This is a genomic window from Anoxybacillus sp., assembly GCF_036834105.1.
In the GTDB taxonomy this organism is placed as follows: Bacteria; Bacillota; Bacilli; order Bacillales; family Anoxybacillaceae; genus Anoxybacillus.
Map to the genome: position 1 here is coordinate 1 of NZ_DAITON010000081.1, position 10,627 is coordinate 10,627.

A 10,627-nucleotide genomic window follows, 5' to 3' on the forward strand; every position below is an offset into this window, starting at 1 on the left:
AGCTTCTCCCCAACATCATACCGCTTTCCTTCAAACTCATACGCAAAGACGCGTTGGATTTCGTTTAGCTTTTGAATCGCGTCGGTCAGTTGAATTTCGCCGCCGGCGCCGGTTTCTTGTTTTTCAAGAAACATGAAAATTTCTGGCGTTAATATGTATCGACCCATAATCGCTAAGTTGGATGGGGCGGTGCCTGGTGCTGGTTTTTCGACGAATTGACGGACTTGGTAGCGGCGGCCTTTTTTGTCGATCGGGTCGATGATGCCGTAGCGATGCGTTTCGTCGTCTGCGACTTGTTTCACTCCGATGACAGAGCTTCTCGTTTGTTCAAATTCGTTCATCAGTTGTTTTAAACACGGTGTTTCGGCTTGAACGATGTCGTCGCCTAACAGGACAGCAAATGGTTCATCGCCAATAAATTTACGGGCGCACCAGACGGCGTGGCCTAGTCCTTTTGGTTCTTTTTGACGAATGTAATGAATGTCGACTTTGGACGGCTCTTTTACTTTTTCAAGCAAGTCGTGTTTGTTGCTTTTTAGTAAAGCTTGTTCGAGCTCGAACGCATGATCGAAATGGTCTTCAATTGCGCGCTTTCCTTTTCCGGTGACGATAATAATATCTTCAATGCCTGATTCGATTGCTTCTTCGACGATATATTGAATCGTCGGCTTGTCGACGATCGGAAGCATCTCTTTTGGCATCGCTTTTGTCGCAGGTAAAAATCTTGTTCCAAGCCCAGCTGCTGGGATAATCGCTTTTCTTACCGTTTTCACATACATCCCTCACTTCCTAAACTGTACACCCACGTATACGCTATATATGCATAACCTATACGTCGATGTACAAAAAAATAGCTCCCATGGGGAGTTAGTTTGGTAGACGTGTTTTTAAATTTAAAATTTCTTTTTCATGTTCAATCATTTTATCAAATATGACATCGGATCTACGCTGCAAATAAGCAACCGTCACATCCATTGATTTTTTTATGCTTGTCAAATCATTTATGACTAGTACCTGGTTGTTTTTTGATATGCGTAGCTCTTCAAGAATCTTTTCTTGCGTCCGTTCCATATTTCCGAGTGATTGTTTCATATCGACCATATCATTTTCTAGCTTGTGTTGACCTGCTTGTAATTGTGCAACATCTTGTTGTAATGCTTGTTGGCCTGCTTGTAATTGTGCGACGTCTTGTTGTAATGCTTGTTGACCGGCTTGTAATTGTGCGACGTCTTGTTGTAATGCTTGTTGGCCTGCTTGTAACTGTGCGACGTCTTGTTGTAATGCTTGTTGGCCTACTTGTAGCTCTGTTACATCTTGCTGGATTTGAGCAACACTCTTTTCTAATGCTTTTTGACCGCGTTGTAACTCTTGTTGCGTTTGTTCAACACGTTCCAATCGCTCATGAACAGGCTGTAGTTCTTCCTTTAATACAGAGCGAAGCAAAGCTTTTAATTCTTGGCTCATTTGTATCTCTCCTTTACCATTTCTCTCATTATAACACGGCAAAAAAGAGACATAAATAAAAAACAAGGTTAGCATTGGGCATCTAACCCGCCCTCACACCGCACCATCGACGACAAGCGTCTAAGGTGGCAAGACCGTCATCGTCCCCACCCACAGCACGGCCGAGTGCCTCCGTTGATAACGGTAAGGAGACATCACCGAAAACATGTAGACAACCGTCATCGGCGTCTAGCGAAAAAAGAAAGCTGATATCGACAAACGTGCGAAACCAGCAAGGTATAACTAATCTATACTACGTATAAACGACATATAAAACTCAGAAAATACCTAAAAACTTTTTCTTCTTAATTCGCTCCGGTGCATCTTTATACAACGTTTCGTTCGCGACAAGCAGTTCGGCGTTTTCACGGAAAACGTATACTGCTTGCGAGCCGAACTGTTTTTGGATGACGTCGTACGCTTCGCGCATATGGAATGCCCGTGACGTCGTATTGTGCGCATCCGATGCGATTAAATGAGCTAAGTTCGCTTCGATGATTTGTAAAGAAAAAGTCTTAATTTTTTTGCCGAACTTACCAGCAATACTTCCTGCAGTCAACTGTGTCAATGCTCCTTTTTTCACAAGGTCGTATAGCTTCGTCGGATGTTCGATCAGCTCACTATTTCGCTCCGGATGGGCGATAATAGGGACGAGACCTTGCAGCTGAATATCGAACAGCAGCTGCTCGGTGTAACGTGGAACGTGATTGCTTGGTAGCTCGATTAAAACGTATTTCGTTTCTGCGAGAGGCAAAATATCACCGTCTCGGTAACCGTCTAGCCATTCCCCATAAATGCGTACTTCTTGCCCGGGTAAAACAGAAAGGGGAATGCGATGGTATTGCAGCGCTTCATTCAATGCATAAACGTGTTCCATAATGGACGATTTATCGTTTTCAAACGCTCCGTTGCGGTGATGGGGAGTTGCGATGATTGTTGTAATTCCCTCCGCAACAGCTGCTTTTGCCATCTCAATTGCATCATCGAGCGTTTTCGCCCCGTCATCGACGGACGGTAAAATATGACTATGAACGTCAATCATCACAATCCCCCCTTCGATCTATCGACATGAAAGAAATTTTTCTCATATTTTTCGACAAATTCCTGTACCTAGTTCATATTAACATAGGAAAATAGTATGATGCAATATACAATTTTTGTCGAATTTTGTCTATTTGTTACCGTAGTAATAGTAATAGCTGCTTTCTTTTTGCTTCTTTTGATTCAGCACGATACCGAGCAGCTTTCCTTTTGCGTTAATGAGTAGTTCTTTCGCTTTTTGTGCAGCTTCAATTTCTGTCTTTCCGCTATGGACGACAAGAATCGTTCCATCGCATTGGTTCGCTAAAATTTGCGCATCGGTCACCGCAAGTACTGGCGGAGTGTCAAATAAAACAAGGTCAAATTGCTTATACGCTTCTGCTAGTAGTTCTTCCATCGCAGAAGAACCGAGCAATTCCGCTGGATTCGGCGGAATAGGGCCGCTCGTTAAAACAAATAAATTGTCAACGTCTGTTTCTTTAACAGCCGTTTGAAAAGGCGCTTGTTTCGTTAATACATTCGTTAAGCCAACATGATTGTCTTTGCGAAACGTATAGTGCACGGTCGGTTTTCGTAAGTCCGCATCGACTAACAACACTTTCTTCCCTTGTTGGGCAAACACGACAGCTAAATTGGCAACTGTTGTCGATTTCCCTTCTGCAGGAGCAGAGGAAGTAACCATGAGCGAACGAAGAGGGCGATCGACGACAGAAAATAAAATGTTCGTACGAATCGTCCGATATTGTTCGGAAATTGGTGACTTCGGATTTGTTTTTGTAATTAATGAGCGCATCGTACGTGCGAACGTCTGTTTTTTCTTTTTAAGAACCAACCGTCTCACCCCGCATTTGTTTTTTTGCATGCAACACGTGAGCATCATTGCCCTCTTCATCAATCGTCGTTACCGATCCTAGCACCGGCAACTGCAGCAACTTTTCTACATCTTGTTCATTTTTGATCGTATTATCTAAATACTCCAACAAGAATGCTAAACCGACACCTGTCATCATGCCAACGACGAAAGCGATCGCCATGTTTAATAGCGGTTTTGGTTTGACTGGAACGGGTTGTTCTTTCACTTCCGCTTTCGCTAAAATATTGACATTGTCGACGTTCATAATTTTCACAATCTCGCGTTGAAACACGCTAGCTACCGTGTTGGCAATATCGGCCGCCATATGCGGATCGGCATCTTCAACTGTTACGTTAACAACTTGTGAATCTTTTTCGCTTGTGACGTTAATTTTTTTGTTTAACTCCTCAACCGGCATATCTAAATCTAGCTCTGATTTTACAATATCTAAAATGGCCGGGCTTTTCATAATGACGTTATACGTATTAATAAGCTGCAAGTTCGTTTGAATTTCACTAATGTTGTAAATCGGTTGTTCGTTTTTCGCTTGGTTGACGAGCAGTTGTGTTGATGCTTGATAAATCGGTGTTAACACAAAATAGCTGACGATGCCGCTCGTCATCGTAGCGATCACCGTAATCGCAACAATAAGCCACATGCGTTTGCGCAACGTCTGAAATAGTTCTCGTAAGCTAATCGTCTCTTCCATAGTTTCCTCCTAAACACTCATTTTTCGACAAACATTCGACTAATTCCATTATAAATGGACAATCTATAATTCTCTACCCTTTTTGTAAAAAAATTTACAAATAAAAACCAGCAGTTTCTTCTTCTGCCGGTTTAATGAATCATTTCGCCATCTTCACTTTCTTGTCCTAATACTCGCTTCGCTTCATTGATCATGTCGTACATTTCTTGTACCGTATACTCACGATTTGGCAACGGCTCGTCATACGCTTGATAATATAAAATTTCTGCTAGTTTTCGTTGTTTGACGCTCGCTCGTTTCGTTAGCTTTTCTTTTTTTTTAATTCATGTTGAAGACGTTCAATATGATATTTTGCTTCTAGTTTACAGCCGTAAGGAAAATCATCGATGCCAAGCCGTTCAACGAGACGGTTAATTTCTGCAATTTGTTCGTCCGTTGGAGGTTCATTGACGAGCTGGTCAATGATTTCGTTAATGCGGTCGGCAAGTTGTTCGTGAAATTGCGGATTCGCTTTCATCGCATCATCTAATTCAGCAAACCATGCGGCTTCGTTGTATAAATAATGGCGCCATTGTTCCATGAATTTCGCTGCATCGTACTGCGTCTCATCCCAACCGATGCTTGCCATATATCGTCCAAACACTTTTTTTATAGATAACGTCATATTCATCTTCATACGATGAGGAAGCTGTTTCAACATATATAAAACCCTCCATATGATAATCGTCAACCGTTAATGTACCATAAAAAAAGAATGTTGACAAAGTTGTTTTATAACTTTGTTACGTATTATAGGAAAGGAGGGAATAAAAAAACGTAAGAGGAAGCCCCTTACGTTTTTATTCGTCCGTATTGTCTGCGTCATTCATATCTTCCGCATCTTCGACAGCGTCTTCTTCATCTGGTACGGCATCGTTTTCATCGTCGCCGACACCTTCGTTTGTATCTTCGCCTGGCTGCATTTCTTCTTGGTTGTTCATATCGTTGTCTGTATCATCGTTATTGCAGCCTGTAACGACCATGACGGCAATGAGCGCGCTAATAAGCTTAAGTAGCCATAGTTTTTTCATTGCATATCTCCTTTCTTAGGCATATGTAATCACTTATAACATGCCCAGAAAAAAGGAACATATGCATTATTTTTTCTCACCTAAAGCAAACATAATATCTGTTTCGCATACGAGTTCGCCATCGACTGTGGCGATGCCTTTTCCTTTCCCGATTGCCCCTTTGAAGCGAATCATCTCCACTTCTAGACGTAATTGATCGCCCGGTTTTACTTGTTTTTTAAAGCGGCAGTTGTCAATGCCGGTGAAGAAAGCAAGACGTCCGCGGTTTTCTTCTTTCATTAACATCGCGACCGCCCCTACTTGCGCTAGCGCCTCGACGATCAGCACGCCAGGCATGACCGGGTAGTCCGGGAAATGGCCGACGAAAAATTGTTCGTTTGCGCTAACGTTTTTTATGCCGACGGCGCGCTTTCCTTCTTCCACTTCAACAATGCGGTCAACGAGCAAAAACGGATAACGATGTGGAATGATTTGTTGAATGTGTTGAATATCGAGCATACATTGTTCCTCCTTTATAAAAAAACGGAAGGATCTCCCTTCCGTCGTTTGTTTTCAATGTATCACGTTTTGAAGTGGTCTGTCCACTATTGTTTTTCGATTAAGTCGATAATATGTTGCCATGTTGTCGGCTTTAACGCTTCAAATGGATTTCCGTCGCCAAGCACGCCGTAGCCAACCATCGCTCCTGCCAATGCGCTCATCGTAATAAAGCAAAGGACAAGGAGTAAACGAAGCCAAATCGGAATGAGGCGGCGGCGCAGGCGTTGTTTCGTTTGTTTTTCTTCCATCGTCTTCCCTCGCTATGAACGAATGCCGTTAATTAGCCCCATCATTTGATCAGATAATGTAATGGCGCGGGCGTTGAGTTGATACGAACGCTGAGTGATGATCAGTTCGCTCATTTCTGTCGCCAATTCAACGTTTGATTGTTCTAAGGCGTATTGTTGTAATGAAATGTCGTTACGGTTGTTGCCTAATAAATTAACGGTAACGTCTTCGCGATTCACGTTCGTCGGGAAAGCAAAACGGTTATCGCCAAGCGCTTGCATAAGCTGCGGGCGCGTCACGTATGATACGCCGATGTTGATCGTCTGCATCATATTTCCGTTTGGTGCGATGAATCGCAGCGTACCGTTTTGTGTGACTTGAATGTCTTTAAATCCTTCGCGCACCGTAATCGGTTCGTTATTTTCATCTACGACGGCATATCCATCTGCCGTTACAAGCATGAGTTCATTTGGATTGTTCGCCGACGGGCTAAGGTAAAAAGCACCGTCGCGCGTATATTGAATGTCGCCATCGACAGCGATGCGGAAAAATTGTCCTTCTTTCGTTAAAGCAAGATCTAATGGGCGATCGGTTTTGACGATCGAACCTTGTTTCATTTGCATATACGTAGATGCGACTTTCGCCCCGACGCCAAGGCGGATGCCTGTCGGGGTGAGGCGCGGTGCCTCATCTGTCTTTGGCAAGTTCGTAAACTGTTGAGCGAGCAATTCTCCAAAGACGGCATCGCGCTTTTTATATCCCGTTGTATTGACGTTAGCGATATTATGGCTAATCGTATCGAGTTGTTGGTGCAGTTGGTTCATCGTGTTGGCGGCAGTAATTATTGACCGAAGCATCCTTATCCCCCTACTTTAAGCGGCCGATTTCGTTTGCCGCTTTGTCCATACTTTTATCGTACGCTTGTAAAATTTTTTGGTTCGCTTCAAAGGCGCGATAAGCCGACAGCATATCCGTCATCGCGCGAGAAAGATCGACGTTTGAACGTTCAACGTATTGCTGGCGAATCGTATACGTTTGCGCAAGTGGAAGGGCGTTTTCTGACCGAAATAAACCGTTTCCTTCTTTCACAAGCGCTTGAACGTTTTGCGCATAAGCGATGCCGAGGCGGGCGATTGGCGCGCCGTTTTTCGTGATCGTTCCATCAGATGAGACGGTAAACTGCTCGTCGCCAACGACGATGCGGTTTCCGTTTTCATCAAGCACGTATAAGCCGTCCGTCGTCGTTAATGCACCGTCCGCATCAATTGTAAAGTGACCGTTGCGCGTATAACGAACGTCGCCCGTTTCGTTTTGAACGGTAAAAAATGATGTGCCCGTGCCATCGACAATCGCTACATCAGTGTTGTTGCCTGTTTCGCGTATATCTCCTTGCGCAAAGTTTGGCACAAGTTCTTGCACGTATACCCCTGTTGAGAGCGGACCAATGTATGTACGATCGCGCCACGTCAACTTTTTCTCCGTCGGAATGGTCGTCTGTTGGATGCGGTTCATCAACATGTCAGGAAAAGCCCGCAGCGACGCTTGGTCAGCCTTATACCCTGGCGTGTTGGCGTTTGCGATATTGTTCGTCATCATTTCGATGCGGCGTTGTTGAGAAAGCATGCCGGAAGCCGCTGTATATAATCCGCGAAACATAAAACGCCCCCCTAACCGTTTTTACACTACTTCCATTATAAAAGAAAAAGGGGGAAAAAGCGAATAGGTACCATTTCCCAATGGCACCTACACGAGTTGACGATATGGAGCTTTGTCAATGTTATCAAGCATTAATCCTGTGCCAATCGCCACGCAATCCATCGGGTTTTCTGCGATAAAGACCGGCACTTTCAATTGTTGCGCAAGCAGTTGATCCATGCCATGAAGCAACGCGCCGCCCCCGGTTAAAAAAATGCCGCGGTCAATAATGTCCGCCGATAGTTCAGGTGGTGTGCGCTCAAGTACGCTTTTCGCCGTTTGGACGATCGTATATACCGTTTCACGCAACGCTTTTTCAATTTCTCCAGAACGAATCGTAATCGTTCGCGGTAAGCCCGTCACTAAATCGCGGCCGCGAATGTCCATCGCTTCATCGCGCGCGTTCGGAAACACAGTAGCGATGTTCATTTTAATTTCTTCCGCTGTCCGCTCCCCGATTAACAATTTATATTCGCGCTTAATGTAATGTAAAATTTCTTGATCAAATTTATCGCCCGCTACTTTAATTGATGCCGATGTAACGATGTCGCCCATCGATAATACCGCAACGTCCGTCGTGCCCCCACCGATGTCGATGACCATGTTTCCTGAAGGCTGGAAAATATCCATTCCTGCACCGATAGCTGCCACTTTCGGCTCTTCTTCTAAATATACTTTTTTGCCGCCGCTTTTTTCCGCTGCTTCTTTAATTGCTTTTCGTTCGACCGATGTAATGTTTGTCGGGCAGCAAATTAAAATGCGCGGTTTCACAAACCATCCTTTGACGTTCAACTTGCTTAAAAAATGTTTCAACATCGCTTCGGTAATTTCGAAATCCGCAATGACTCCGTCTTTTAACGGACGGATCGCAACAATATGCCCAGGCGTGCGCCCAACCATACGCCGCGCTTCTTCCCCTACCGCTAACACCCGTTTCGTATGTTGATCAATCGCAACGACGGAAGGTTCGTTTAATACGATGCCTTTTCCTTTTACATAAATCAACACGTTCGCCGTGCCGAGGTCGATGCCGATATCCCTTGCGAAAAACATATATGTTCCTCCTTGCCATTTCTCCTAATACATTATTCTACCACAATGATGTCGAAAAAAAGAGAACATTTTTGACAAGGGGAACGAGAAATTTACGTCGCTTGCTCGGTTTCTTTTTTATACTTTTTCTTCGTTGCTTCTCCTCCACGCAAATGGCGAATGGATTTATGGTAATCTAAAATTTCTTTTACTTCATTCGCTAATTCGGGGTTAATTTCCGGGAGCCGCTCCGTTAAATCTTTATGCACGGTGCTTTTAGACACACCGAACTCTTTCGCGATGACGCGAACGGTTTTTCTCGTCTCCACGATATACTTGCCAATCTTGATTGTACGCTCTTTGATGTAATCGTGCACACTGCTCGCCCTCCCTAAGTTGGATGTGAGAAGTGTGAAATGAGACGTATAAGGCGTTGATCGCAGTGGCGTTTACTCGCTCATAACAAAGTCGTCAAGCTCATCTACTAATCGTTCATCTCACCTCAAACACCCTCGTTGTTCAAGTTTGTAATAGTGTATTAGGAAGAAAGAAAATATATGCCATAAAAAAGCGAACAGATGAGCATTTTGCCCATCTGTTCATGTTCTCGCCATTCCGATCGACGCATCTGGAACTGTGCTCGATGGATCGCTTTGTTGTTCATCTGTTTTTTCTTGATTCGTTTCTTGTTGTTCCGTTTGTTGTTCGATTGCGCTAAGCGGTTGATCGAAGTAGGCGACAGGATTGACTGCTTGCCCGTCTTTGCGAATTTCGAAGTGGACGTGCACGCCTGCTTCTTGATTAAATTCGTTTGTGCCCGCTTTTGCGATCACTTGTCCTTGTTTCACTGTATCGCCAACTTTTACTTGTACATCTTTTAATGATTGATATACCGTTACAACGCCGCGATCGTGTTGAATATGAACGACGTAACCGAAGAGCGGATCTTTCTCCGCCTTAATGACCGTTCCGCTTAACGATGCGGTCACATCAAAGCTTTCGCCGTTTTTCATCGCGATGTCGACACCTTTGTTCGGATAATATTCATCATTATAAGAGACGAGAGCAGCTTCTTGTTCTTCAGCTGAGGCTTGAAAATCGTAAAATGGTTTAGCGATTTCAACAGCGTTTGGATCAAGGACAGGCATAGCAATTTGTTCGACCGCTTGTTGTACAGGGACAGACTCTGGCTCATTGACCGCTGTTCCCGGCTTTGTTTGCTCGTCGACAGGCGGTTGGACGATATCGTTCGTTCTGCTTTGGAACCAAAGCACGCCTGTTAAAATAAGCGCGGCACTTAACAAATAAATCGAAGGAACAACCCAACGTTTACGGAACAACTTTGAAACTTTTTTGTTTTCTTCTTTCATGTTCATCACCTCAGCAACCATTGTGAACAGAAAGAAGAACATTTATACACATGAATACAAAAAAATTTGCCGCTTCAAAATTTTGAAGCGACGAGCGAAACGTCTTGAATGCGTACCCCTTGGTAATAATATGTGACAATATCTTTATACGTTTTTCCTTGCTTCGCTAAAAAGTTGGCACCGTATTGACTCATGCCGACTCCATGTCCGTATCCTTTCGTCGTAATGACGATGTTGTGCCCTTGCCTTGTCCATGTAAAATCCGTCGATTTTAATTGTAGCTTTTCGCGTACTTCACGGCCGGTCAGCTGCTTGCCATTGATGTCGACAAGGGCTACTCGCTTGCCTGGGGTGCGCGCAATCACTTTGCCGACAGAGCCGTCTTTTGGCAATGTCACACCGAGCCGTTGTTCAAATTCACGAACAGAGAACGTCACTTGTTCGTAAAACTTCGGTGATTGTTCATCCCACGGGCTTTCCACGCTCGTTAAGTACGGAAAGGCGTTTTGCCAATACGCTTCTGAGTTTTCGGTATAGCCGTTGCTCGTCGAGAAAAATGCCGCTTCGATCGGCTCGTTGTTGTACG

Annotated in this window: 15 protein-coding genes; all 15 read right to left on the reverse strand. The window is 44.2% G+C overall.

The genetic code is table 11. The features are described from left to right. On the reverse strand, positions 1 to 773 hold a 773-nt coding region (galU, locus tag V7Z64_RS08870; protein ID WP_297989609.1), incomplete at its 3' end, for a UTP--glucose-1-phosphate uridylyltransferase GalU. Positions 774 to 867: 94 nt separating this feature from the next. Continuing rightward, the gene (locus V7Z64_RS08875; protein ID WP_297989614.1) at positions 868 to 1,464 is read right to left on the reverse strand and encodes a hypothetical protein; all 597 of its coding nucleotides are present in this window, start codon (positions 1,462 to 1,464) and stop codon (positions 868 to 870) included. A gap of 316 nt (positions 1,465 to 1,780) precedes the next feature. Continuing rightward, complete coding sequence (locus V7Z64_RS08880) at positions 1,781 to 2,545, reverse strand: tyrosine-protein phosphatase (RefSeq protein ID WP_297989616.1); 765 nt, start codon at positions 2,543 to 2,545, stop codon at positions 1,781 to 1,783. A gap of 129 nt (positions 2,546 to 2,674) precedes the next feature. Further along, positions 2,675 to 3,337, reverse strand: a complete 663-nt coding sequence (locus tag V7Z64_RS08885) for a CpsD/CapB family tyrosine-protein kinase (protein ID WP_297989629.1) — start codon at positions 3,335 to 3,337, stop codon at positions 2,675 to 2,677. Between the two features lie 28 nt (positions 3,338 to 3,365). Beyond that, on the reverse strand, positions 3,366 to 4,106 hold the full coding sequence (locus tag V7Z64_RS08890; RefSeq protein ID WP_297989618.1) for a YveK family protein: 741 nt from the start codon (positions 4,104 to 4,106) through the stop codon (positions 3,366 to 3,368). 301 nt (positions 4,107 to 4,407) lie between these two features. Beyond that, positions 4,408 to 4,806: a hypothetical protein gene (locus V7Z64_RS08895; protein ID WP_297989620.1), complete on the reverse strand. Its 399-nt coding sequence runs from the start codon at positions 4,804 to 4,806 to the stop codon at positions 4,408 to 4,410. Positions 4,807 to 4,945: 139 nt separating this feature from the next. Beyond that, positions 4,946 to 5,176 (reverse strand): hypothetical protein, encoded by a 231-nt coding sequence (locus V7Z64_RS08900; protein WP_003396952.1) that lies wholly within the window; start codon positions 5,174 to 5,176, stop codon positions 4,946 to 4,948. Between the two features lie 66 nt (positions 5,177 to 5,242). Next, complete coding sequence (gene fabZ / locus V7Z64_RS08905) at positions 5,243 to 5,674, reverse strand: 3-hydroxyacyl-ACP dehydratase FabZ (RefSeq protein WP_297989624.1); 432 nt, start codon at positions 5,672 to 5,674, stop codon at positions 5,243 to 5,245. A gap of 86 nt (positions 5,675 to 5,760) precedes the next feature. Further along, entirely contained in the window at positions 5,761 to 5,964 is a 204-nt protein-coding gene (locus V7Z64_RS08910) for a DNA-directed RNA polymerase subunit beta (RefSeq protein WP_297989626.1), read from the reverse strand. A 12-nt stretch (positions 5,965 to 5,976) separates the two neighbouring features. Further along, complete coding sequence (locus V7Z64_RS08915) at positions 5,977 to 6,801, reverse strand: flagellar hook-basal body protein (RefSeq protein WP_297992081.1); 825 nt, start codon at positions 6,799 to 6,801, stop codon at positions 5,977 to 5,979. A 10-nt stretch (positions 6,802 to 6,811) separates the two neighbouring features. Beyond that, positions 6,812 to 7,600, reverse strand: a complete 789-nt coding sequence (flgF, locus tag V7Z64_RS08920) for a flagellar basal-body rod protein FlgF (protein ID WP_297992083.1) — start codon at positions 7,598 to 7,600, stop codon at positions 6,812 to 6,814. Positions 7,601 to 7,687: 87 nt separating this feature from the next. After that, entirely contained in the window at positions 7,688 to 8,692 is a 1,005-nt protein-coding gene (locus tag V7Z64_RS08925) for a rod shape-determining protein (protein WP_297992084.1), read from the reverse strand. A gap of 92 nt (positions 8,693 to 8,784) precedes the next feature. Further along, positions 8,785 to 9,048, reverse strand: a complete 264-nt coding sequence (gene spoIIID, locus V7Z64_RS08930; protein ID WP_003396966.1) for a sporulation transcriptional regulator SpoIIID — start codon at positions 9,046 to 9,048, stop codon at positions 8,785 to 8,787. A gap of 222 nt (positions 9,049 to 9,270) precedes the next feature. Beyond that, positions 9,271 to 10,041: a M23 family metallopeptidase gene (locus tag V7Z64_RS08935; protein WP_297992087.1), complete on the reverse strand. Its 771-nt coding sequence runs from the start codon at positions 10,039 to 10,041 to the stop codon at positions 9,271 to 9,273. Positions 10,042 to 10,115: 74 nt separating this feature from the next. Next, on the reverse strand, positions 10,116 to 10,627 hold a 512-nt coding region (gene spoIID, locus V7Z64_RS08940), incomplete at its 5' end, for a stage II sporulation protein D (protein ID WP_334110123.1).

Bases quoted from the DNA above. Each gene is read 5' to 3' on its own strand.
- V7Z64_RS08915 (WP_297992081.1), bottom strand. From the start codon at position 6,801: ATGCTTCGGTCAATAATTACTGCCGCCAACACGATGAACCAACTGCAC.
- V7Z64_RS08890 (WP_297989618.1), bottom strand. From the start codon at position 4,106: ATGGAAGAGACGATTAGCTTACGAGAACTATTTCAGACGTTGCGCAAA.
- V7Z64_RS08880 (WP_297989616.1), bottom strand. From the start codon at position 2,545: ATGATTGACGTTCATAGTCATATTTTACCGTCCGTCGATGACGGGGCG.
- V7Z64_RS08895 (WP_297989620.1), bottom strand. From the start codon at position 4,806: ATGTTGAAACAGCTTCCTCATCGTATGAAGATGAATATGACGTTATCT.
- V7Z64_RS08885 (WP_297989629.1), bottom strand. From the start codon at position 3,337: ATGCGCTCATTAATTACAAAAACAAATCCGAAGTCACCAATTTCCGAA.
- fabZ (WP_297989624.1), bottom strand. From the start codon at position 5,674: ATGCTCGATATTCAACACATTCAACAAATCATTCCACATCGTTATCCG.
- V7Z64_RS08935 (WP_297992087.1), bottom strand. From the start codon at position 10,041: ATGAAAGAAGAAAACAAAAAAGTTTCAAAGTTGTTCCGTAAACGTTGG.
- V7Z64_RS08925 (WP_297992084.1), bottom strand. From the start codon at position 8,692: ATGTTTTTCGCAAGGGATATCGGCATCGACCTCGGCACGGCGAACGTG.
- V7Z64_RS08910 (WP_297989626.1), bottom strand. From the start codon at position 5,964: ATGGAAGAAAAACAAACGAAACAACGCCTGCGCCGCCGCCTCATTCCG.
- V7Z64_RS08900 (WP_003396952.1), bottom strand. From the start codon at position 5,176: ATGAAAAAACTATGGCTACTTAAGCTTATTAGCGCGCTCATTGCCGTC.
- V7Z64_RS08875 (WP_297989614.1), bottom strand. From the start codon at position 1,464: ATGAGCCAAGAATTAAAAGCTTTGCTTCGCTCTGTATTAAAGGAAGAA.
- flgF (WP_297992083.1), bottom strand. From the start codon at position 7,600: ATGTTTCGCGGATTATATACAGCGGCTTCCGGCATGCTTTCTCAACAA.